The sequence below is a fragment of the Cellulomonas aerilata genome, assembly GCF_007991755.1.
Classification (GTDB): domain Bacteria; phylum Actinomycetota; class Actinomycetes; order Actinomycetales; family Cellulomonadaceae; genus Pengzhenrongella; species Pengzhenrongella aerilata.
Genome location: NZ_BJYY01000012.1, coordinates 171,836 through 193,116, shown reverse-complemented (window position 1 = coordinate 193,116; position 21,281 = coordinate 171,836). Strand labels below are relative to the sequence as shown.

Annotated in this window: 18 protein-coding genes and 2 pseudogenes; 13 read left to right on the top strand and 7 right to left on the bottom strand. The window is 75.0% G+C overall.

The window, feature by feature from the left end; genetic code table 11:
- Window positions 1–57: 57 nt before the first annotated feature.
- Window positions 58–228 carry a hypothetical protein gene (locus CAE01nite_RS18080; RefSeq protein WP_186816462.1) on the bottom strand — a complete coding sequence of 57 codons (171 nt, stop codon included), beginning with the start codon at window positions 226–228 and terminating at the stop codon, window positions 58–60.
- 290 nt (window positions 229–518) lie between these two features.
- Window positions 519–1,109 carry a 4'-phosphopantetheinyl transferase family protein gene (locus CAE01nite_RS07910; protein WP_146902467.1) on the bottom strand — a complete coding sequence of 197 codons (591 nt, stop codon included), beginning with the start codon at window positions 1,107–1,109 and terminating at the stop codon, window positions 519–521.
- Between the two features lie 55 nt (window positions 1,110–1,164).
- Between CAE01nite_RS07910 and CAE01nite_RS07905 the strand changes: the two genes are divergently transcribed.
- From CAE01nite_RS07905 to CAE01nite_RS07875, 7 genes are all read left to right on the top strand, one after another.
- Window positions 1,165–3,876 (top strand): AMP-binding protein, encoded by a 2,712-nt coding sequence (locus tag CAE01nite_RS07905; RefSeq protein ID WP_186816461.1) that lies wholly within the window; start codon window positions 1,165–1,167, stop codon window positions 3,874–3,876.
- Window positions 3,852–4,904 carry an extracellular solute-binding protein gene (locus CAE01nite_RS07900; RefSeq protein ID WP_146902461.1) on the top strand — a complete coding sequence of 351 codons (1,053 nt, stop codon included), beginning with the start codon at window positions 3,852–3,854 and terminating at the stop codon, window positions 4,902–4,904. The genes CAE01nite_RS07905 and CAE01nite_RS07900 overlap by 25 nt, the downstream gene beginning before the upstream one ends.
- Window positions 4,888–6,408, top strand: coding sequence for an ABC transporter permease (locus tag CAE01nite_RS07895; protein WP_146902458.1), 1,521 nt, complete (start codon window positions 4,888–4,890; stop codon window positions 6,406–6,408). Before CAE01nite_RS07900 ends, CAE01nite_RS07895 begins: the two co-directional genes overlap by 17 nt.
- A complete protein-coding gene (locus tag CAE01nite_RS07890) occupies window positions 6,405–7,448 on the top strand; it encodes an ABC transporter ATP-binding protein (protein WP_146902454.1) in 1,044 nt (347 codons plus the stop codon). The genes CAE01nite_RS07895 and CAE01nite_RS07890 overlap by 4 nt, the downstream gene beginning before the upstream one ends.
- A 190-nt stretch (window positions 7,449–7,638) precedes the next feature.
- The gene (locus CAE01nite_RS07885; protein ID WP_146902451.1) at window positions 7,639–9,012 is read left to right on the top strand and encodes a PAS domain S-box protein; all 1,374 of its coding nucleotides are present in this window, start codon (window positions 7,639–7,641) and stop codon (window positions 9,010–9,012) included.
- A gap of 278 nt (window positions 9,013–9,290) precedes the next feature.
- Window positions 9,291–10,121 carry an HAD hydrolase family protein gene (locus CAE01nite_RS07880; RefSeq protein WP_146902448.1) on the top strand — a complete coding sequence of 277 codons (831 nt, stop codon included), beginning with the start codon at window positions 9,291–9,293 and terminating at the stop codon, window positions 10,119–10,121.
- Between the two features lie 206 nt (window positions 10,122–10,327).
- On the top strand, window positions 10,328–10,924 hold the full coding sequence (locus CAE01nite_RS07875) for a dihydrofolate reductase family protein (RefSeq protein ID WP_146902445.1): 597 nt from the start codon (window positions 10,328–10,330) through the stop codon (window positions 10,922–10,924).
- A 16-nt stretch (window positions 10,925–10,940) separates the two neighbouring features.
- Here the strand turns inward: CAE01nite_RS07875 and CAE01nite_RS07870 are convergent, their stop codons facing one another.
- The 4 genes from CAE01nite_RS07870 to CAE01nite_RS07855 all read right to left on the bottom strand — a co-directional run bounded on the left by CAE01nite_RS07870 (window position 10,941) and on the right by CAE01nite_RS07855 (window position 14,324).
- Window positions 10,941–11,381 carry a VOC family protein gene (locus CAE01nite_RS07870; protein ID WP_146902442.1) on the bottom strand — a complete coding sequence of 147 codons (441 nt, stop codon included), beginning with the start codon at window positions 11,379–11,381 and terminating at the stop codon, window positions 10,941–10,943.
- Between the two features lie 34 nt (window positions 11,382–11,415).
- Window positions 11,416–12,897 (bottom strand): MFS transporter, encoded by a 1,482-nt coding sequence (locus CAE01nite_RS07865; RefSeq protein WP_146902439.1) that lies wholly within the window; start codon window positions 12,895–12,897, stop codon window positions 11,416–11,418.
- Window positions 12,898–13,087: 190 nt separating this feature from the next.
- Window positions 13,088–13,768 (bottom strand): hypothetical protein, encoded by a 681-nt coding sequence (locus CAE01nite_RS07860; RefSeq protein WP_146902437.1) that lies wholly within the window; start codon window positions 13,766–13,768, stop codon window positions 13,088–13,090.
- Window positions 13,769–13,886: 118 nt separating this feature from the next.
- Window positions 13,887–14,324 (bottom strand): ATP-binding protein, encoded by a 438-nt coding sequence (locus CAE01nite_RS07855; RefSeq protein WP_146902434.1) that lies wholly within the window; start codon window positions 14,322–14,324, stop codon window positions 13,887–13,889.
- A gap of 226 nt (window positions 14,325–14,550) precedes the next feature.
- On the opposite strand from CAE01nite_RS07855, the pseudogene CAE01nite_RS18925 reads away from it, so the two are divergent.
- A pseudogene (locus CAE01nite_RS18925) lies at window positions 14,551–14,910 on the top strand (pyridoxamine 5'-phosphate oxidase family protein); the annotation flags it as partial.
- A 238-nt stretch (window positions 14,911–15,148) separates the two neighbouring features.
- Here CAE01nite_RS18925 and treS read toward each other — a convergent pair.
- A complete protein-coding gene (gene treS / locus CAE01nite_RS07845; protein ID WP_146902674.1) occupies window positions 15,149–17,431 on the bottom strand; it encodes a maltose alpha-D-glucosyltransferase in 2,283 nt (760 codons plus the stop codon).
- Window positions 17,432–17,762: 331 nt separating this feature from the next.
- Here treS and CAE01nite_RS07840 point away from each other — a divergent pair, with 331 nt between their 5' ends.
- From CAE01nite_RS07840 to CAE01nite_RS07820, 5 genes and pseudogenes are all read left to right on the top strand, one after another.
- Entirely contained in the window at window positions 17,763–18,158 is a 396-nt protein-coding gene (locus tag CAE01nite_RS07840; protein WP_146902432.1) for a VOC family protein, read from the top strand.
- A 3-nt stretch (window positions 18,159–18,161) separates the two neighbouring features.
- Window positions 18,162–18,530: pseudogene (locus CAE01nite_RS18920) on the top strand (hypothetical protein); the annotation flags it as partial.
- Window positions 18,531–19,053: 523 nt separating this feature from the next.
- Window positions 19,054–19,353 carry a nucleotide disphospho-sugar-binding domain-containing protein gene (locus CAE01nite_RS07830; RefSeq protein ID WP_281285577.1) on the top strand — a complete coding sequence of 100 codons (300 nt, stop codon included), beginning with the start codon at window positions 19,054–19,056 and terminating at the stop codon, window positions 19,351–19,353.
- A gap of 219 nt (window positions 19,354–19,572) precedes the next feature.
- Window positions 19,573–20,265, top strand: a complete 693-nt coding sequence (locus CAE01nite_RS07825; RefSeq protein WP_246131070.1) for a nucleoside/nucleotide kinase family protein — start codon at window positions 19,573–19,575, stop codon at window positions 20,263–20,265.
- A gap of 308 nt (window positions 20,266–20,573) precedes the next feature.
- Window positions 20,574–21,245 carry a DnaJ family domain-containing protein gene (locus tag CAE01nite_RS07820; protein ID WP_146902423.1) on the top strand — a complete coding sequence of 224 codons (672 nt, stop codon included), beginning with the start codon at window positions 20,574–20,576 and terminating at the stop codon, window positions 21,243–21,245.
- Window positions 21,246–21,281 lie beyond the last annotated feature (36 nt).

The window sequence follows — 21,281 nt, the reverse complement described above, 5'->3', positions numbered from 1 at the left end:
GGCCTTGCTCGAGGCTGCTCGCTGCCCGTGTAAGCAGGTCCGAGTACCGAGGCGACGTCATGGCCGGCGCCTGTCGAGCCGTGTCCACACGCAGGGGAGCGCGCACGCGACGTCGGCCAGGGTGACGGCCTCGGCGACCGTCATGTCGTCCTCGGCCAGCGCGTCGACACGAGAGAGTGTCTCGTCGAGAAGCCGCCCGAACACCGCCCGCGCACGGTCAGTGCCCACGTCGGCACCGACAGGGCCGAGGTCGACGCCCGGGCAACGTGCGGCAAGCCCAGGCGCCGCCCACTCCAGGTGCTCCTGTGCGGTGCGCAGATCCGCTCCGCCTACACGAAGTCCAGCCCGTCAAGGAAGGGCAGCGCCTCCGCGAGGTGGTGGGCTGCACGTGCGGCCGCGTGAACGAGCGTCCAGATGCCCTCCCACCCCGCATCCGCGCTCGGCTAGCACCGTCGCCGGCATCGTCCATGCCATCGTCGACGACGTCCTCGTGACCCGAACGGATTTCGCGCGACCACCTACGGCCAGTGCCGGACGTGCACCTGCGCGTCCGTCGGTGGGGCGCCGGTCAGGGTCGCCAGCGCCGCCGCGTACCCCGGCCGCGGCGCTCGGATGTCGCAGACGGCCACCGGCCTCCCGGACCCGACCTTCAGCACCGCCTCGCGTCGCGCCCAGCTCTCGGCCGCCGCCTCCGGCGACGTGCCGGTGGGGCCGGGCGTGCCGTCGACCCGCTGCCCGTCGACCCGCTGCACGTCGACGCCTACGGGGGTGTCCCTGGTCAGGGCCACCACCACGAGCAGGCCGGAGTGCGACACGGAGACCTGCGGGACGCGCACGCCGGGTCCCACCACGACCGGGCGCCCGTGCGGGCGTCCGCAGTCGTCACAGGCACGGTCGATCACGACCTGACCGGGCGCCACCCCCAGGTGCGCCCCGACCACGACCCGCAGCAGCGCGGCGGCGACCAGGGACCGCCCCTGGTCCGCCGGCCGTCGCAGGGCGTCGACGCGCGCACGCTCCGTGGCGTCCAGGAGCGCGAGCAGGGAGCGGTCCGCGGCGACGAGCGACGACCACCAGATCTCGACGTCCGTCCCGCCGTCGACCGTCATGCCCTGCCACCTCCATTTTGGTGCCCGTCAGTCGGTGAGGTTAGCCTCACCTCCCATGACGACGGTGGCCGGCGACCTGGACCTCGTGGGCGCCGCTACCGGACGCTCGCCGCTGCCCCACGTCCCGACGGGGGTCTCGTCCGACGCCCCGGCCCTGGTCTCCCTCGACGGTGGGACGCTGTCCCACGGCGACCTGCGCGCCCGCGTGACGAGGCTCGTCGAGCGCCTGCCCCCGGTGGTGACCGGGCGGCGGCTGGTGCACGTGCCGTTGCGCCGGGACGTGCATGCGGTCACCGCGTACCTGGCCACGCTGGAGGCCGGCCACGTCGCCCTGGTCACCGACGACGACGACCGTGCCGCCCGGATACTGGAGCGCTACCCGCCCGACGTGCGGGTCGTCCCGGACGACGCCGACCCGTTCCAGCTTCTCGACGCCACGCCGCGCCACGTCGTCCACCCCGACCTGGCCGTCCTGCTGAGCACGTCGGGCAGCACCGGATCGCCGAAGCTGGTGCGGCTCTCGCACCACAACGTCCTCAGCAACGCCGCGGCGATCGCCCAGGCCCTGCGCCTGACGGCGGCCGACCGAGCGGTCACCAGCCTGCCCCTGTCCTACTGCTTCGGCCTCTCCGTCCTGCACTCCCACCTCCTCGTGGGCGGCTCCGTGGTGCTCCGGGAGGGGTCGGTCCGGGACGCGGACTTCTGGGAATGCGTGGACACCCGCGGCGTCACCACGCTGGCCGTGGTCCCGCACATGGTCGAGCTGATGGAGTCCACCGGCGTGCTGGAGCGACCGCACCCCACGCTGCGCCTCGTCGCCCAGGCCGGCGGGCGGATGCCCCCCGCTCGTGTCACCCGGACGGCCCGCCTCGGTGCGGCCAACGGCTGGGACCTGGCGGTCATGTACGGGCAGACCGAGGCCACCGCCCGCATCTGCGTGCTGGACCCCGCCCTGGTCGAGCGGAACCCGGAGTCGGTGGGACGACCGGTGGCCGGGACGACCCTGCACCTGGACACGACCGTGCCGGAGGTCGCCGACGGCGCCGGCGAGATCGTCGTGCGCGGACCCGGCGTGATGATGGGCTACGCGGAGCACCCGGACGACCTGGCGCTCGGAGCCATGCTCTCCGAGCTGCGCACCGGTGACCTGGGACGGATCGGCGACGACGGGCTGCTGCGGGTGGTGGGCCGCCGGTCCGGCTTCGTCAAGGTCATGGGCCTGCGGATCGACCTGGCCACGGTGGAGCGCGCGATCGAGGCCGCCGGGCTGACGGCGTGCGTGACCGGCGACGACGACGGGCTGCGGGTCGCCGTGGAGCCCGAAGCGGGCGTGAGTGCCGTGGGGACTGCCGGACGGGTCCGACGCATCGCCGGAGCGACGTCGGGCGTCGGCGTCGCGGCCGTGACGGTGGCGGTCGTGCCGCTCGCGCGGCTCGACAACGGCAAGGTGGACCGGAACGGCTGCGACGCACTGGTGCGCGCCGGCGCCGCGGACGAGTGCGCCGCCACGCGGGTGCGGGTGGCCGGGTCGGTCGGCGCGACACCCACCCTGGCGGTCCGGGTCGCGCACGGTCTGGCGGACGTCCTCGGCGTGGACGCGATCGACCTCGACCGGACGTTCGTCGAGCAGGGCGGCGACTCGCTGAGCCACGTGCAGGCGTCCGTGCTCCTCGAGGGACTGCTCGGGCCGCTCCCGCGCGGGTGGCACCGGCAGCCGCTCGGCGAGCTGGTGGACCTGGGGCAGCAGCGCGCCGACGCCGCCGGCCCCGCGACCCGGGCAGCCGGGGGCGACGCCCCGCAGCGGACGGGCGAGTGCCGCGCCCGATGGCCGCGGGTCCCGGACGGCGCCGCGTGGCGCACGCTGGAGACCTCCGTGCTGCTGCGCGCCGTCGCCGTCGTGGTCATCTGCGGGTCGCACGCCGACCTCTTCCGCGTCCTCGGCGGCGCCCACACCCTGCTCGCCGTGGCCGGGTTCAACGCCGCGCGGTTCGGTCTGTCGGCGCCGACCGTGGACGGGCGCTGGCGGGGAGCCGGCCGGCTCGTGGTCGGCATCGCCGTCCCCACCGTGGGCGTCGCCCTGCTGGGCATGGTCACCCAGGACCGGTACGGCTGGGCGAACCTGGCGCTGGCCAACTGGATCGTCGGGGACGTCACCTACGGCTTCCGCAACGAGCTGTGGTTCATCGACACCCTGGTGGCCAGCCTGGTCGTCCTCGCCGCCACGCTGTCGCTGCCGCCCGTCGCCCGCGCGTGGCGCCGCGACCCGTGGCGGGTGGCCGCGACGGTGGCCGCGCTCGCGCTCGTGCCGCGGTTCGTCGTCCTGCACCACGGCGAGGGCGTGCTGCGCGGCGTCATGCCGACGACGTTCTGGCTCTTCGCGGTCGGCGCGGCCCTCGCCCACGCCGACACGCTGCGACGGCGACTGGCCACGCTCGCCGTCGCAGTGGTGGGGGGTGCGACCTTCTTCCCCGACGACGCCGTCCGCAACGTCACCGTCCTGCTCGGCATCGCGGCGCTCGCCCTGCTGCCCCGGGTGCGCGTGCCGGCCCGGTGCGTGCCCGTGCTCACGGTGCTCGCCGCGGCGTCGCTGCACGTGTACCTCATCCAGTTCCAGGTGCTCGGCGTGGTCCCCGACCCGCTGGTCGCCACGATCGGGGCGATCGCCGCCGGCTGCCTCCTCTGGCGGCTGACCGCGCGGCCGGTCCGGCGTTTGCAGGACCTCATCCCCACCGACACGACCCGATGGACGGACGGACGAACCTCGTGACCCTGAAGCGACGCACACCCCTGGCGGTCCTGCTGCTGACCCCGCTCGCCGTCTCCGCGTGCAGCGGGGGCAGCGCGGAGGCGGGGTTCGAGCCGGAGCCCGACGCGCTGCAGGTCTACTCCTCCCAGCACCGCAACGTCACCGAGGCGTGGGCCGAGGCGTTCACCGAGGAGACCGGCATCCCGACCCAGGTCCGGGAAGGACAGGACTCCTCCATGGGCCAGATGATCGTGGAGGAGGGCGACGCGTCCCCGGCCGACGTGTTCCTCACCGAGAACTCGCCCGCGATGACGGTGGTCGAGCGCGCCGGGCTGCTGGCGCCGGTCGACGACGTGACCCTGGGGCAGGTGCGCGACGGCATGGCGCCGTCGTCCGGGGACTGGACCGCGATCGCCGCGCGCTCCACCGTCCTGGTCTACAACACGGAGCTGATCACCGAGGCCGAGCTCCCGACGTCGATCATGGACCTCGCCGACCCGGCGTGGGACGGGAGGTGGGCCGCCGCACCCGGCGGCGCCGACTTCCAGGCGATCGTGGCGGGCATGCTGGCCGACCAGGGCGAGGAGGCGACCGGCGCCTGGCTGTCGGCGCTGGCCGAGAACGCCGAGGTCTACCAGAACAACATCGCGACGATGAACGCGGTCAGCGCGGGCGAGGTCCCGGTCGGGATCATGTACCACTACTACTGGTACCGGGACCAGGCCGGGGACCGCGAGGGCAGTGCGGACACCGCCCTGCACTACTTCGGCAACGAGGACCCCGGCGCGTTCGTCAGCCTCTCCGGCGGGGGCGTGCTGGCGTCGTCGGACATGCCCGACGAGGCGCAGAGGTTCCTGGCGTACGTCACCAGCCCGGCCGGTCAGCAGGTGCTGGTCGACAGCGGGTCGATGGAGTACGCGGTCGGCCGGGACGTCGCGTCCGACCCGGCGCTGCCGCCCGTCGCCGAGCTCGGCGCACCCCCGGTGGACCCGTTCACCCTGGACGCCGACGAGGTCGTCTCGCTCATGACCGATGCGGGCATCCTCTAGCGGCCGCGGGGTCGCGCTCGCGGCGACCCTGGTCGCCGGCGTGACCCTCCTGCCGCTGGTCGTCGTCCTGGGCGACGCGCTGGGCGCCGGGGACGCCGCGGCGCGATTCCTGCTGCGCCCCCGGGTCGGGATGCTGCTCGGGCACACCGCCGCGCTGGTCGCGGTCACGGTCCCGGCGGCCGTGGTGCTGGGCACGCTGGCTGCCTGGCTCGTCGAGCGGACCGCCCTGCCGGGGGCCGCCCTGTGGCGCACGCTGCTGCTGGCGCCGCTGGCGGTCCCGGCGTTCGTGAGCGCGTACGCCTGGGTGTCCGTGGCGCCGTCGATGACCGGCTTCGCCGGCTCGGCCCTGGTCACGACGCTCGCGTACTTCCCCTTCGTGTTCCTGCCGGCCGCCGCGATGCTGCGGGTCCTGGACCCCGGCGACGAGGAGGCGGCGCGGTCCCTGGGTCTGTCCCCGGCCGCCGCCATGCGCCGGACCGTCCTGCCCCGGTTGCGGCCCGCGCTGACCGGCGGGGCGCTCCTGGTCGGGCTGCACCTGCTGGCCGAGTACGGCGTGCTGGAGATGATGCGCTTCCAGACGTTCACCACCGCCGTCATGCAGCAGTACGCGATCGGCTTCAGCGACGTGTCCGGCAGCCTGCTCGCCTCGGTGCTCCTGGTGCTGTGCCTGCTCATGCTGACGGCCGAGGTGGTGGCGCGCGGGCGCCGACGGGTGTCCCGGATCGGGCCGGGGGCGCAGCGCCCGAGCACGCCCGTGCCGCTCGGCGCGTGGACCGTCCCCGCCGTGGTGCTCCTGCTCGTGGTGGTGGTCCTCGCCGTCGGCGTGCCGGTCGCCACGGTCGTGCGGTGGCTCGTCGCCGGCCGCACGGAGCTCGGCGCGCTGGCCGGGGACGTCGCCCCGGTCGTCGTCAGCACGGTGGGGCTCGCCGTCCTCGGGGCGCTCGCGACGCTCGTGGCGGCGCTGCCGGCGGCCTGGCTGCTCAGCCGTCGGCGGACGGTCGCGAGCCTGCTGCTGGAGCGGGCGACGTTCGTGGCGAGCGCCCTGCCGGGTGTCGTCGTGGGCCTGGCGCTGGTGACCCTCTCCGTCCGCTGGGCACCCGGGATCTACCAGACCCTCGGGCTGCTCGTCGTCGGCTACGCGATCGGGTTCATCCCGCGCTCGATGGTCGCGCTGCGCGCCGGGCTGGCCGCGTCGCCGACCGAGCTGTCCGACGCCGCCCGCTCCCTCGGGCTCCGCGGGCCGTCCCGGCTCGTCCGGGTGGTCCTGCCGCTCGCCGCACCGTCCGTCCTCGCCGGACTCGTCCTGGTCGCCCTGGCGGTCGGCACGGAGCTCACGGCGACGCTGCTCCTGGCCCCCACCGGCGTCGACACCCTCGCGCTGGCGTTCTGGCGCGCGGCGGCGGAGCTCGACTACGCCGGCGCCGCGCCGTACGCGGCGGCGATGATCGCGCTGTCGGCGCCGGCGACCCTGCTGCTGCGACGTCAGATCGTGGTGGCACGGTGAGCACGGTCCGGCTGCGCGGCGTCACGGCCGGCTACCCCGGCATGCCGGTGCTCGACTGCGTCGACCTCATGGTCGCGGCCGGCACCACGACGGCGGTGCTCGGCGGCTCGGGCAGCGGCAAGACGACCCTGCTCCGGGTCGTCGCCGGCTTCCTGGCCCCCACCGCCGGCGAGGTGCTCATCGGGGACCGCACCGTCGCCGGGCCCGGCACGTGGGTCCCCCCGGAGCAGCGGGCCGTGGGCTACGTGCGCCAGGAGGGCGCGCTGTTCCCCCACCTGTCCGTCGCCGGCAACATCGCCTTCGGGCTCCCGTGGCCGCGGCGCCGGCACCGGGACCGCGTGCGCGAGCTCCTGGGGCTGGTGGGCCTGTCCGACGACGTCGGCGGACGGCGACCGGACCAGCTGTCGGGCGGCCAGCAGCAGCGGGTCGCGCTCGCCCGAGCCCTGGCGCCACGGCCGCAGCTCGTCCTGCTCGACGAGCCGTTCTCCTCCCTCGACACCGCCCTGCGCGCCTCCACCCGCGACGCCACCGCACGAGCCCTGCGCGCCAGCGGGGCCACGGCGATCCTCGTGACGCACGACCAGGCCGAGGCGCTGTCCTTCGCCGACGAGATCGCCGTCCTGCGCGCCGGCACGTTCCGCCAGGTGGCGGCGCCACCGGTCGTCTACGGCGACCCGGTGGACGCGGAGGTGGCCGCGTTCCTGGGGGACGCCGTGCTGGTGCCCGGCATCGCCGGCGCGGGGCAGGTGGTGTGCACCTTCGGCACGCTGGCCGTCCGGGGCTTCGTGACCCACGGCCGGGTGGAGGTCATGCTGCGTCCGGAGCAGATCCGGCTCACCCCACCGGGCGCGGGCCGGGTGGACGCGACGGTCCTCGACATCGCCTACTTCGGTCACGACGCCGTCGTGGAGCTGGACCTGATCGACGACGCCACGCACCACGGGATCCGCGCACGCGTGGCCGGGGTGGCCCAGCCGTCGCCCGGGGCACGGGTGGGCCTCGACGTCGTCGGGCCCGTCCGCGTGTTCCCACCGACCTGACCCGCACGACGGCGGCGTCCCACGGAGAGCGAGGAGCGTGGCCTCGCGGCGCTGCCGCGGCGCGAGGCGCTGCTGTCGTGCGGCACGATGGCCCGATGCGACGGAGCGAGACGGCTGCGGTGACCGGACGGGTGAGGCGGCGATCCATGACGACCAGGCGGATCGTCCGTCCGATCCCGCCGGCACACCGATGAGCACGCAGCTCGCCTCCGCCTCCGACGATGACCAGCGCACCCTCCGCCGGACCCTGCGGCTGCCCCCCGAGCCCTCGAGTGCTCGGCGGGCGCGGGAGCTGCTGCGTGAGGTCCTGGGCCTCGCCGACCGGCTGGACTGCCTGGCGGCCGCGGAGCTGGCGTGCACGGAGCTGGTCACGAACGGCTTCCTGCACGCGCACACGGACGTCGAGGTGACCGTCGAGGTGCACGACCACGTCCGGGTCGCCGTGCGTGACTTCAACCCCGCACCACCGCAGCAGCGGCACTACGACGTGCAGGCCACCACCGGACGCGGGCTGGCCCTGGTCGCGATGGTCAGTGACGCCCACGGCATCAGCGACGTGAGCGCCGACGGCAAGACGATGTGGTTCACCGTCGGTGGCGCGCCGACCACGGACCCCGAGGACGGCGAGGACGCCGGCGCCTCCGGGTGGGACGTCCAGGGCTGGCCGTCGGCCGTCGCCCGGGGGCCCGGTGTGCGGACCGTGACGCTGCGCCAGGTCCCGCCGCTGCTGTGGCTCACCGCCCAGGAGCGCGAGGACGCGTTGCTGCGGGAGCTCGCCTTCTACCGGACCCAGCACGAGGTCACCGTGGACACGGCAGCAGCGGACCGAGCCAGGTCGATCATCTCCGCGGCCGTCACGGCGACCATCGAGCGCGCGCGCCGGACCGGGAAGGTGCGCTCCACCCTGCCGTCCGGTCACCCCAGCTCGCTGCCCCCGGTGCCCGAGCCGTTCGACTGCGACATCCAGGTCGGGCCGACCACGGGGTCCGACGCGGCAGCGCTGCAGGACGCGCTGGACGTCGCCGAGGCGCTCGCCTCGGCGGGTGCCCTCCTGGCGCGGCCAGGTCTGCCTGAGGTGATCGCCCTGCGCGACTGGGCGTGCGAGCAGATCGTGGCCCAGCTCGCCGGGGTGCAGGCGGCACCGTGGACGGGTGCGGACGAGGAGCGCTTCGTCGCCGAGGTCGACCTGGAGGCCGCCGGCCAGCTGGACGAGTTCACCGCGACCGTCCGCGACTCCGACCGCCACGTGGTGGTGGCGGACGACGCGAATCGCATCGTCGCGATCAGTCAGCCGCTGGCGAGGGTGGTCGGCTGGCGCGTCGACGACCTGGTCGGCCGCCGGATCGTCGCCCTGATCCCACCGGCCCTGCGCGAGGCGCACGTCGCCGGGTTCACCCGCCACCTGACGACCGGTGAAGCCCATGCGCTGGGCGTGCCCCTCACTCTGCCCGTGCTGCGCGCGGACGGCACCGAGATCCGCTGCCGGTTCCTGATCGAGCACGTGCGCCCCCTGCCGGGCCGCTCCATGTACGTCGCGTGGATCGAGCCGGTCGAAGGCCCCTGAGCCCGGTCTCGTGCGGGCTGCGGCGCGGCTGCCTCACGCTGCGTCCGTCCGCGTTCGCCACGCGGGAGTGGCGGCGATGGCGAGACCCCGCGAGCCGTACCCGGCGCGCCGGGCGGCCCGGAGCACCGCCGGCGCGCGCCCGGTGGTCACGGGCGCGACGAGTGCGGCGGCCGACGCTGTGGGGTGGCTCCTGCGGTGCCCGGGCCGGTCCGGTCCCGGCAGGGCGAACCGGCGGGGCGAACCGGTGAGGGGTCGCCGCGCGGGTGAGGATTGGCCGCATGGCGACCCGACGTGCGGTGTTCCTCGATGTCGACGGCACGTACGCGGACCGCGGCATCGCCCCGGCCGGGCACGTGGCGGCGGTGCGTGCCGCCCGGGCGAACGGCCACCTCGTCCTGCTGTGCACCGGCAGGCCCCGGTGCATGGTGCTGCCGCGCCTGCTCGAGGCCGGCTTCGACGGGGTCGTGGCAGCGGCCGGCGGGTACGTCGAGGTCGGCGGTGTGGTGCTCAGGGACATCCGCTTCCCCGGCGAGCTCGCGGACCGGGTGGTGCGGGTCCTCGACTCGCACGGTGTCGTGTACGTCCTGGAGGCCCCGGACGTCCTGCTCGGCCCGTCCCGTGCGGAGCCACAGCTGCGGGAGCTGCTCACCACGCACGTGGAGCAGGACGACCCCGACGAACCCGGGGCCTCCGACGACGTGCTCGAGTCCCTGCGCACCGCCGACGTGCTCACCGGTGCGTCGTTCGGCAAGGTGACGGTCGTCGACTCGCCCGTGCCGGTCCCGGCGCTCGCGGCCGAGATCGGGCCGGAGGTCGGGGCCCTGCCGAGCTCCCTGCCGGGCATGGCCCGGGCGGCGGGTGAGCTGTACCTGGCCGGCGTGCACAAGGCCGCGGGGATCGACGTCGTCGCCCGGCACCTGGGCTTCGACCGCCGGGACGTCATCGCGTTCGGCGACGGCATGAACGACGTGGAGATGCTCGCGCACGCCGGCGTGGGGGTCGCGATCGAGGGCGCTCACCCGCGGGTCCTGGCCGCCGCGGACCGCACCGCCCCCGGACCCGCTCTCGAGGGCCTGGCGACCGCGTTCGCCGAGCTCGGGCTGGTCTGACGGGGCCGCGTCCTCGCCGGCGGAGCACCTCACCGCGACGGGAACGGTGCGCGACGACCTCGACCCTCTGTGCCGGGCGCGGGAGCGGTGCGACGATCGACGCGGGGGTCGACGGCGACCGCCTCGCCGTCCGCGACGTCCGCGACGGAGCGTGCCCGCTCGGCCCCGGGTCCGACGACCACCGTGCCGGACGTGAGGGGACGACGATGGCTGAGCTGCTCGTGGACTTCCTCACCTCGGTTGACGGGTACGGCGCCGCCGAGGGCTGGCCGGGGTTCTGGGGGATCGACGTCCCCGAGTACCTGGCCTGGCTCGAGGGGGTGCCCGACCGCGACCACACCACCCTCATGGGGGCGACCACCTATCGGCTGATGTCGGGGTTCGCCCACGGCAGCGCGGAGGCCGGGCAGGTGGAGGACGACGCCATGGCCGAGCTCACCGCGTCGTCGAAGGTCGTCTTCTCCTCCACGCTCGAGCCGCCGCTGACGTGGGCCAACACGCGGCTGGTGCGCGGCGACCCGGCGAGCGAGGTGCGGGCGATGAAGGAGGCGGGCACCTCGATGCGCACGCTGGGGAGCGTCACCCTCTGCCGGAGCCTGCTCGTCGCCGGCCTCGTCGACCGGTTCCGGGTCGTGGTCTTCCCCTTCGTCACCGGCGCGACCGGGCGGGACCGCATCGACGACGGCTGGCCGGACGTCGCCCTGGAGCTGGCCACCAGCCGGACGTTCGACGGGCGGCTGCAGCTCCTGGAGTACGTCCCGAGCGTGCTCAGCGGCCCGCCGGGCGGTGCGGCGGGGGAATGACCCCGGGGGCGCGGCGTCAGCCGATCCGCTCGGCGAGGGACACGATGATCCCCTCGGGCCCACGCACGTAGGCCATGCGCCACACGTCCTCGTACCGGCCGATGCCCCCGACCAGGCCGTAGCCCTGCGTCGCGAGCCGGTCGACGGCCGCCTCGATGTCGTCGACCTCGAAGGCCACGTTGCGCAGCCCGAGCTCGGTGGCCATGGCGGCGGGTGACCCGGGCTGGTGCGCCGGCCGGACGAATCGCGACAGCTCCACCGCCGTCCCGCCGTCCGGCGGCCTGAGCACGACGATCTCGGTGCGGGAGCCGGGGATCCCGATGACGGTGTCCAGGAACTCGCCCTCGACGAAAGTCCGGCCCTCGACCTCCAGCCCCAGCCCGGTGAAGAACGCCGTCGCGGTGTCGAGGTCCGCGACGGTGATGCCGACGTGGTCGAAGCGTCGCAGGTGCGACATGGGGCGTCCTCCTGTGCTCGCGGGCGGTGTGGCCCTAGCGGTGCGGTGCCTCGCCGACGGCGGCGTCGGCGGGTACCTCGTCGACGTGCACCTGGTCGGCTGTGCCGGTCTGCCAGGTCCGGTCGTAGGAGGCGGACAGCGCGCGGTACTGCGGGCTCAGCAGGGCGACGAGCGTGGCCAGGAGCCCCAGCAGGCCCGTGACCACGAAGACGAGGGCGATCGCGCGCGCCTGGCCGGTGCCGAACCAGCTGCCGATCGCGTCGGCACCGGTGCCGTCGGTCATGAACGGCACGACGACGAACTGCGTGAGGGGGCCGACGAGGAACGCCGTCACCGGGGCGGCGGACTGCTCGACGCTCTGCGCGAACCCGAACACCCGGCCCTGGCGCTCGTACGGCACCACACGCTGCAGCACCGTCTGCTCGGCCGCCTCGGCGAAGGGCATCAGCGCCATGAAGACCGCCATGGCCACGGTGAGCGTGACGACGGACGCGAGCAGGGGGAAGAGCATCGTCACGGTCCACGCCGCCGCGTTGACGAGCAGCAGGAGCCGCACCGGACGGCTGCCCAGCCCGAGGCGGGCGACGAGGAGCCCGCCCACGATCATCACCGCGCTGAGACCGCCCCACAGCAGGCCCCACACCTGCACCGACACCAGCGAGAGACCGTAGGCGTCCATGAGCGCCATGAAGGCCCCGCCGATGAAGTTGTTGAAGCAGCTGAAGGCGATGAGGGCCACCAGCCCGGGGACGTCCCGGACCAGGCGCCAGGTACCGCGCAGGTCGACGCCGCCGACGTCGGCCACCGGGAGGTCGCGCGCCGGCGCGGCGTCCGCGGTGCCGCCGTCGTCGGGCGCTGCCTGCACCGCGGCGACGACGCGCGTCTGCGGCACGTCGACCCGCGCCAGGTGCACCACGGAGATCGCGAGCACGAGCAGAGCGAGCAGGAGCACGTAGAGCATGCCGCCGGCGGCGACGAGCACCCCGCTGATCACCGACGTGACCAGCATCGACGCGCCGGTGACCGTGCCGACCAGGCCGTTCGCGCGGTCCCGGCGGTCCTCCGGGACGAGCAGCGTCACCAGCGTGGGCAGCGCGATCGTGCGGGGGTTGCCGGCGATGACGCCCGTCATCAGCAGGACGATGAAGACCCACAGCTGCCACGAGCCGACGTCGGCGAACGCGCCGTCCGGGGTCAGCAGGTACAGCGCCAGGCACCCGGCGTAGATCGCGCCCGACGCCAGCGCCGACCCCTGCATGACCAGACGCTTGTCGTGGTTGTCGACGAGGCTCCCGAACCAGATGCCCGTCGCCGCCGTGGCGACCACGAAGACGCCCGCGATCGCGCCGGTGGCGAAGACCGAGCGCGTCTCCAGGAACACCCAGAACGTCACCGCGAACCAGACGGTGTAGTTGATGACGGCGACCACGGCGTTGCTGGCGAGCAGGTGGGCGAACACCCGCTGCGTGCCCTGACGCAGGTCGAGGCGGGGCGAGGCGCTGTCGGAGGTGGGCACAGCCGGGTCCTGTCGTCGCCGAGCGGGGGACCACGCGGGGCGTGGTGCTGACGACGTGCTGACCGGGGGCGGGCGCGGAAGTCATCGCCCGCCGCGCGCGGCTGTCGCCCGCCGCGGAGTCGGGCGTGGGCGGGACCGGGCCCGCCGAAGCCGGGCCCGGTGGCGCCGACGGGGGGACCCGGCCCGGGCGTCAGGGCATCCGGCCCTCGATGAGCGCCTGCACCGCGGCGACCCGCTCCGGACCGGCGCAGTCGGTCGGGTACTGGGTCCAGGTCGCACCGAAGGCCACCGCCACGCAGTCGGCGGCCCGTTCCAGGCCGTTGGGACCGAACAGCTCGACCATCCGCGCGTTCACCGTGCGCAGCCCGCGCGTGGTGGCGAGGCGGGCCTGGTACACGTGGGCCATCTCGTGCCGGACGACGTCGGCCGTCTGGCCGGGCCGGCCGGTGAGCCGGGAGGCGCTGACCAGGATCTCGCCGGGTCGGTTCATGAACACCCCGCCGAGGTGCCCGGCGAGCTCGGGCCGGTCGAACGTCAGGACCACCCCGCCCGATCCCGGGAGCTGGGCGAGCGTCGCGGCGGCGACCTCCTGCACGGTGCCGGCGGCGGCCGGGTCGGCGGTGACCGTCACCGGCACGACGTCGAGGTGGAACGGGACGTCGGCGGGCACGGACACGGGCACGCCGGCGGAGGTGGGAGCGCTCGCCGGGGTGCGGGCGGACGCCGTGGTCGTGCCCGGCGCGGTCCCGGCGATGGCCTGGCTCGCGGTGGACACGAGGTCGGCACCCGCGACGCCGGCCGTGAGCGCGGACGCCAGCGCGAGGGCGATCAGCCGACGGCGGTGGGTGGACGAAGCTCCCAGGACGGACATGTCGACCACATCGGCACGGCCGCGCGCTCGTCCAGGGGTTCAGGCGGGTGGATCGGTGGACGACGGCGTGGGACGCGTCACGGTGCGCCCGGTCGCACCGACCGCCGCCGTGCCGACGTCACCGCGGGAGGGACACCGGGAAACGCGCCCAGACGTGCTTGGTGGTCTCGGTGGTGTACCAGCCGACGTCCAGGGCGAGGCGGCGGGCGATCTGCAGCCCGAACCCGCCCTCCCCGGCTGCCCTGCCGCCGGCGATCCGCGGCGTCGTGCTCACGTCGTGGTCGGCGACGTCGAGCAGGTAGGTCTCCCGCTCGCGCAGGAGTCGGACGATCGTGGGAGGGACGCCGTGCTTGAGGGCGTTCGTGGCCAGCTCCGAGGCGACCAGGACCATGTCGTTCGCGACCGAGTGCATCTCCTGGAGGGGTACGCCGATGGCGGAGAGCTCTCCCTGCAGGCCTCCCCGCAGGACCGACAGCTCGTGCGTCGTGTCGATGACCCACTCCCGGACCAGGACGAAGCCACGGGGGGGCCGGGCCGTGGGCAACCCGGCGTCCATGCCGGGTGCGTCGTCGCCCGGGAGATTCCCTGCGGCCCGTTCCACAGCACCCTCCCACCGTCGTGTCGTTGCTCGACCACGACGGCCTGCGCTGGCACCGTAACGGTGCAGGCGGTGGTCCGGCCACCGGGCGGGGAGGTCTTCGGCCGGCACGGCGTCGCCGCCGGCCGGACCGGGCGGGCCCGGCCGGCGATGAGTTGCCGTGCCGGAGCCGGTCGATCGCGGCATGACCACGGGAGTGATCGACCCCCGGTACGGGGACGCGTCCGCCACGCCGCCGCCCTGGGCGGCCGTCGAGGGGCTGCTGTCGCAGTCGCCGCTCTACTGGATCGTCACCGTCCGTGCCGACGGGCGTCCGCACGCGGTGCCGCTCGTCGGCGTCTGGCACGAGGGCTCCTTCGCCTTCTGCACCGGCCCGCTGGAGCAGAAGCGCCGGAACCTCGACGCCGACCCGCACGTGGCGGTGACCGCCGGGACGCTGGGCGTCGGCGGCTGGGACCGCGGCGCGGGCGCCGTGGTCGAGGGCACCGCGGTGCGTGTGACCGACCACGAGGAGCTCACGGCCCTGGCCGCCGCCTGGTACGCCAAGTACGGGGACGACTGGCGGTTCGCGGTCCGCGGCGAGGAGTTCCTCGAGGTGAGCGACTCCGGTGGCAGCACCGAGGGTGGCGCATGGGTGTACCGCGTGGTCCCGTCGAAGGTCCTGGTCTTCGCCGGACCCGCACGGCCAGACGGCCTACCGCCTCTGAGTCGTCGGGCGACGGCTCGTCCGACCCGGAGGCGGGACGGCGCGTCCCCGACGTGGCGGGGACGCGCCGCCGGGGTCAGCGGGGGCCCGCCCCGTGCAGCTCGTCCTCGGCGAGGACGAGGAACACGCCGCCGTACGCGCCCAGCCAGATGGGGAAGCTCAGGAGGTCGTCGACGAAGGCGATCTCGCCGCCCGTGGCGGCGTCCACGACCGACATCCGCGGTGCGAACGTCGACGAGTGCACCGTCCCGGCGATCGGCTCGCTGGTGAAGTTCAGCACCGTCACCTGCAGCTGCGCGCCCTCGCGGGTCGCGTCGCCGCCGTCCAGGCGGTGCACCAGGACGAGCATCCCGGGGTGGGCGACGTCGGGCACGTCGATCTGCGAGGCGACCGCGATGTCGTGCTCGGTGCGCAGCGCGAGGACCGACCGGAGCCCGTTGGCGAACGAGTCCTCCTGCTCGAGCTGGGCCGGCAGGGAGCCGTACAGCGACCGGCTCCGCGGCATGCCGGACGACGACGTGGTCAGCTCGGGGGCGACGTCCATGAGGTCGTGCGCTCCGCGGTGGATCCACCGCGTGTCCCCGGTCTCGATGAGGTCGCGGACCTCGTCGGCCGGCACGGGCAGCATCCCGAGCAGGTCCCAGCCGGACAGGGCGAAGACGCCGGGCTGCCACGCGTTGAACATGGCCAGCAGCAGGTGGGCCCGGCGGATGCTGCCGACGCTGTCCTCGTCGATCTCGTCCAGCGTCCGCAGGCCCTGGACGGCGGCGATGACGGACGCCGTCGTGCAGGCGATGCCGTTGGTGGTGAAGACGCGGTTGTAGTCCGCGGCCTCGCCGGTCAGGTGGCGGGTGAGGTCGGCGCGGATGGTCTCCGCGAGCTCGCTGCCGGTGACCTCCTGGCCGCGGAACACGTAGACGTCGTCGCTGTGCAGCGTCGCCCAGTGCACGAGCTCGTAGGTGAGCTCGTCGTGATTCTGCAGCGCGTGCACGAGCGTCACCGGCTCGACGCCCACCTCGAGGGACGTGCGCAGCGTCAGGCGCAGGAACTCGGTGCTGCCGGTGGCCAGCGCGTGGTGGTACGCGGGCCGGTTGACGAAGTCGTAGGACAGGTCCGCACCCACCCGCCCGGTGTCGCGGATGTCCTCCATCGTCAGGTTGAGCTCCTGGAACGTGAAGCCCCCGACCTTGCGGACCATGCCGGCGATGACGTGGTTCGCCGCGTGCGACAGCGGGTGGCCCTCGGACCACGCCGGCAGCCCCTCGGCGCTCTTCTCCACCCCGAGGAAGCCGTTGGCGTCCAGGCGCAGCGCGTGGCTGCCGAGGTCGCCGAGCGAGTGCAGCGCGTCCCCGATGACCAGGCGCATCCCGGCGAACGTGGGGTCCAGCCAGTTGATCGACGGCTGCCCCTGCTTGAAGTAGTGCAGGTAGACCCACCGGCGCGGGGTGCCGTCGACGCCGGTCACCGGCGCCGTCGCGCTCCAGTTGGTCTCCTTGACGCCCGGCGCGTAGAAGATGACGCGCTGCATCGCGCCGATGATGTAGCCGTGCTCGGCCAGCTTGGCCTCGGTGACCGCGTCGAGGTTGACCGCGTCGGCACCCTCGGGGACGTCGGGGAGCAGGTCCCAGTCCTCCGGAGGGATCTCGACCATGTGGTAGATGCCCGGGTAGTCCTCGTAGGCCATCTCGGCGAGGCGGAAGTCGGAGCCCTTGCCGGTGTGCCCGGGGACGATGTCGTCGATGACGCTGCCGCCGTGGTGGTCGGCCACCGCGGTCAGGGTCCGGAACTCGTCCTCGGTGCCGAACAGCGGGTCGATGTGCGTGCTGACCCGGTCGAAGTGCCCGTCGACGCTGGGCGTCTCGCGCCAGCCCGTGATGCCGCCGGCGCGCTTGACCGGACCGGTGTGGACCGCGTCGATGCCGATCGTCTGGAACGCCTGCCACAGGGCGTCGTCGCCGAGCGAGCCCAGGAACGACTCCTCCGGGCGCGTGATCAGCGAGATGGGGTATGCCGTGAACCAGACCGAGGCCGTCCGCAGCGCGCGACGGGCGTCCGGACGGGCGTACGGGTTGCGCCACATGCTGGGCTGCCCGGACAGCTGCCGGCTCAGCACGTCGGCGTCGGCGAGCATGGACTGGCCCACCAGCCACTGCACGTACGCGGGGTTGGAGCCGTCCGCGGACCGGGGGTCCGACACCCGTCGCACACCGTTGCCGCGCAGCTGCGCGCGCGGTCGCGGCGACTGACGCCGGCTCAGCCGCTGCGGCCGCGCGGGGAACCTCTGCTCGTCGTAGGTGACCTCGGACGCCTCGTGCTCGGTGGCCTCCACCGTCTCGCCGGTCGCGCCCTGCTCGTCCATCACCGTCGTGTCCTCACTGTTCACTCTCGTCGGGTGTGCCCGCAGGCTTTCACAGCCCCGGGGACCTCGCCTCGCCAGGCGAGGCCGCGTCCCTCGGGGTGGTCGCGCGGGCTCGTCGTGCGACGTCGAGGTGCGCGGCTGAGGTCCGGCGGGGTGCGGGTGGTCGGCTGCGCGGTCCAGCGCATCGGGCGTGTCGGTGCCGGGCGGTAGCGTGCGTGCGCCGCCGCTGCCGGGTGCCGAGGACGTCGGGAGGCCGAGGTACGAGTGCACCGGACGACGGCGGGTGCGGGTCGGCCGACCCGCACGGCCGACCCTCGTCGAGGAGTGCGCGATGGACATGAAGCTCGAGCTGGTGCCGATCCCCGTGGCGGACGTCGACCGCGCCAAGGACTTCTACGTGGGGCGTCTGGGGTTCGTCGAGGACGTCGACGTCCGGCCGGCCGACGGGGTGCGCGTGGTGCAGGTGACCCCACCGGGCTCCGCGTGCTCCATCGGGTTCGGGTCTGGGCTGCCGGCCTACGACGAGGCCACGCCCGGGTCCGTCAAGGCCCTGCACCTCGTGGTGGACGACATCGAGCGGGCACGGGCCGTGCTCGTCGAGCGCGGCGTGGACGTCGGCCCCGTGCAGGACGTGGGCGGCGGCGTGCGCTACGCCGGGTTCGCCGACCCGGACGGCAACACCCTGACGCTGCAGGAGATGAGCTGGCGGACGGGCGACCGCTTCTAGGCGGTGGCACCATCACGCGAGGTGCGCGTGCTGGTTTCGACGACGGCGGGCTCGGGCTATCTGGGTCCCCTGGTCCCCTTCGCGCGGGCGTGCGAGGTGGCGGGTCACCAGGTGGTGGTGGCCGCGCCCGCGTCCTTCGCCGGCGCCGTGACCTCGGCCGGGTTCGAGCACCGTCCCTTCGCCGACGCGCCCGCCGACCGCATGGCGGCGGTCTTCGCCCGCCTGCCGACCCTGACGTTCGAGCAGGCGAACGAGGTCGTCACCGCCGACGTCTTCGGACGGCTGGACGCGCACGCGGCCTGGCCGGGGCTCGCGCGGATCCTCGACGCCTGGCGTCCCGACCTGGTGCTGCGTGAGCCGGCCGAGCTGGGTTCCCTGGTCGCCGCCGCGACGGCCGGCGTCCCGCAGGCGGTCGTCGCGATCGGCATGAGCGCGATGACGGACACGCTCCTGCCGCTGCTCGCCGCCCCCCTGCGCGAGCTCGACGCGCTTGTCGGGCTGCCCGACGGCACAGCGGCCCGGACGATGCGGACGGTGCCGACCCTCACCTGCGTCCCGGCGGCCCTGGACGGCGCCCGGCCGCGGGCGTCCATCGGGGGCGGTCCGGTGCACCCGTTCCGCGACGCCGCGCTCACCGCGCGGGACGGCGCGCTCCCCGAGGCGTGGGGTGATCCGTCCCACCCGCTGGTGTACGTGAGCTTCGGGTCCGTCGCGGCCGGTCTCGGCGGCCTCGCCCCCCTGTACCCGGCGGTGCTGGCGGCGCTCGCGGACCTGCCGGTGCGCGTGCTGCTCACGACGGGTCGCGGGGCGGACCGGTCCGGCCTCGGCCCGGTCCCTCGCAACGCGCGGGTCGAGGCGTGGTGGCCCCAGGCCGGGGTCATGCCGCACGCCGCAGCTGTCGTCGCACGGTGGGTACGGCACCACGATGGCCGCGCTCGCGGCCGGTGTGCCGCAGGTGGTGATGCCGTTGTTCTCGGTCGACCAGCGCATCAACGCCGAGCACGTCGCGGCGGCCGGGGCGGGCGTGCACCTGGCGGGCGGTCCGGCAGCCGTCGAGGCCCTGCCGGACGCCGTCGCCACGTTGCTCGCGGGGTCGTCGCACCGCGCCGCAGCTCGCGCGGTGGCGCAGGAGATGGCGAGCCTCGCCCCGGTGGCCGATGCGGTGACGCTCCTGGAGCGCCTCGCCCTTGCCTGACGGCGCCGTCGCCGGTGCGGCCGTGCCGGCCACCTCGGCGGCGGGCGACTGGCGCCGGGGCCCCGGGCCCCGGGCTAGCGTGAGGAACGCGAGCACGAGGTTCGCGAGGACCACGGGGGAGTGCCATGTCCGCGCAGATGCGCCCGGGGGAGCGGTCCAGGTGCGACGTGGTGGGGCTCGCGACCGGCGCCGTCGAGCCGACGGACGAGGAGCGGGCCGGTGGGCGCTGAGCCGGCCACCGGCCGCGGGGGGCTCGACGGCGACCCGCTCGTGGGCCTGGAGATCGAGGACTGCACAACCGAGCAGGTGGTCGAGCGCGCGCGGGCGCTGGTGACGCCGGGACGACGTCGCATCCTCGGCCTGACCGGCTCCCCGGGCGCCGGCAAGTCCACCGTGGCCGAGGCGGTCGTCCAGGCACTGGGCCCCACGACGGCGGTCCTGGTGCCGATGGACGGCTTCCACCTGGCGGACGTGGTGCTGCACGCCCTCGGCCGCCGGGACCGCAAGGGCGCGCACGACACGTTCGACGACGCCGGCTACGCCGCGCTCCTGGAGCGCCTGCAGGCGGCGACCCCGGGGGAGACGGTCTACGCGCCGACGTTCCGGCGCGACCTCGAGGAGCCGATCGGGTCGGCGATCCCGGTCCCGCCGGACGTCCCGCTCGTGGTCACCGAGGGCAACTACCTGCTGCTCGACCGGGACGCCTGGCCGCGCGCACGGGCGGTCGTCGACCGGGTGTGGTTCCTCGCGCCGGAGGAGGGGGTCCGCCAGGACCGCCTCATCCGGCGGCACGAGGCGTTCGGGCGCGCGCCGGACGCCGCCCGCGCCTGGGCGCTGGGGACGGACCAGCGCAACGCGGACCTCATCGCGTCCACGGCGCGACGGGCGGACGCGGTGCTGCGGGTGCGCTGACCCGGCGGGTGCCCGGGCGGCCGTCAGCGCACCAGGAGGACCAGCCCGCTGTCCGAGGTCCGGCCGCCGTCCGCGCCGTCCGCGCCAGGCGTGGCAGGCTGCGTGCTCGGGCTGTCGCTCGTCGTGCCCGCCCGCGTCGGCGGCGCGTCGTACCGTGGGTCCGGACCCGGCCGGGTCCGCACAGCGGCGCACCGGTCGCACCGCGCTGGACCGCAGGCCGGACGCACCGAGCACACAGGGGCACGCCCGGGCAGGCACCGGGCAGGCACCGGGCAGGCACCGGGCAGGCACCGGGCACGGAGGGCGCGATGGAGGAGCAGGACCCGCACCGCCGGGCGGTGCGGTACCGCCTCGACCGGCTCGCGGAGCGTGACGCAGGCGGGCCGCCGAGGGGTGACGCCCACGCCGGCGCCGACGCCGACACCGTCACCGACGCCGGCAGCGGGTCGCCGGACCCGGGGGAGGAGACCGCACCGCCCGGGCCACGGCCGCCGTCCATGGCAGCCCGGGGCGCGTTCGCGGACGAGCTGGTCCGGCAGGCGATGCTGCGCGGGGAGTTCGACGACCTGCCGCTCACCGGCAAGCCGATCCCCGGGCTGACCGGCCGCCACGACCCGGACTGGTGGCTCAAGGCCTTCATCGAGCGTGAGCAGATCACCGGCGTGCTCCCCGAGGCGCTGCAGCTGCGCAAGGACGACGCCGCCCTCGACGACCGCCTCGACGCCGAGCACCGCGAGGAGGCGGTCCGCGAGATCCTCGAGGAGTTCAACGCGCGGGTCGTCGAGGCCCGGCGGCAGCTGCTCGGCGGTCCGCCGGTGGTCACCCCCACCCGGGACGTCGACCGCGAGGTGGACCGGTGGCGCGAGCGCCGCCGGGTGCGCGCGGCAGCGGCCACCGACCACCCGGCCAGCCGCCCGGCCACCGAGCGGACCCCGTGGTGGCGACGCTCCGCCGGGCGAACCCGGCGCCCGGAGGGATGAGTTGGCGCCGGCGGGACGGTCTACCGGCCGACGACC

Coding starts and splice junctions, on each gene's coding strand:
- CAE01nite_RS07900 (WP_146902461.1), top strand. CDS start 3,852: ATGGACGGACGGACGAACCTCGTGACCCTGAAGCGACGCACACCCCTG.
- CAE01nite_RS07870 (WP_146902442.1), bottom strand. CDS start 11,381: ATGTCGCACCTGCGACGCTTCGACCACGTCGGCATCACCGTCGCGGAC.
- CAE01nite_RS07855 (WP_146902434.1), bottom strand. CDS start 14,324: ATGGACGCCGGGTTGCCCACGGCCCGGCCCCCCCGTGGCTTCGTCCTG.
- CAE01nite_RS07885 (WP_146902451.1), top strand. CDS start 7,639: ATGAGCACGCAGCTCGCCTCCGCCTCCGACGATGACCAGCGCACCCTC.
- CAE01nite_RS07820 (WP_146902423.1), top strand. CDS start 20,574: ATGGAGGAGCAGGACCCGCACCGCCGGGCGGTGCGGTACCGCCTCGAC.
- CAE01nite_RS07860 (WP_146902437.1), bottom strand. CDS start 13,768: ATGTCCGTCCTGGGAGCTTCGTCCACCCACCGCCGTCGGCTGATCGCC.
- CAE01nite_RS07875 (WP_146902445.1), top strand. CDS start 10,328: ATGGCTGAGCTGCTCGTGGACTTCCTCACCTCGGTTGACGGGTACGGC.
- treS (WP_146902674.1), bottom strand. CDS start 17,431: ATGGACGAGCAGGGCGCGACCGGCGAGACGGTGGAGGCCACCGAGCAC.
- CAE01nite_RS07840 (WP_146902432.1), top strand. CDS start 17,763: ATGGACATGAAGCTCGAGCTGGTGCCGATCCCCGTGGCGGACGTCGAC.
- CAE01nite_RS07905 (WP_186816461.1), top strand. CDS start 1,165: ATGACGACGGTGGCCGGCGACCTGGACCTCGTGGGCGCCGCTACCGGA.
- CAE01nite_RS07895 (WP_146902458.1), top strand. CDS start 4,888: ATGCGGGCATCCTCTAGCGGCCGCGGGGTCGCGCTCGCGGCGACCCTG.
- CAE01nite_RS07910 (WP_146902467.1), bottom strand. CDS start 1,109: ATGACGGTCGACGGCGGGACGGACGTCGAGATCTGGTGGTCGTCGCTC.
- CAE01nite_RS07880 (WP_146902448.1), top strand. CDS start 9,291: ATGGCGACCCGACGTGCGGTGTTCCTCGATGTCGACGGCACGTACGCG.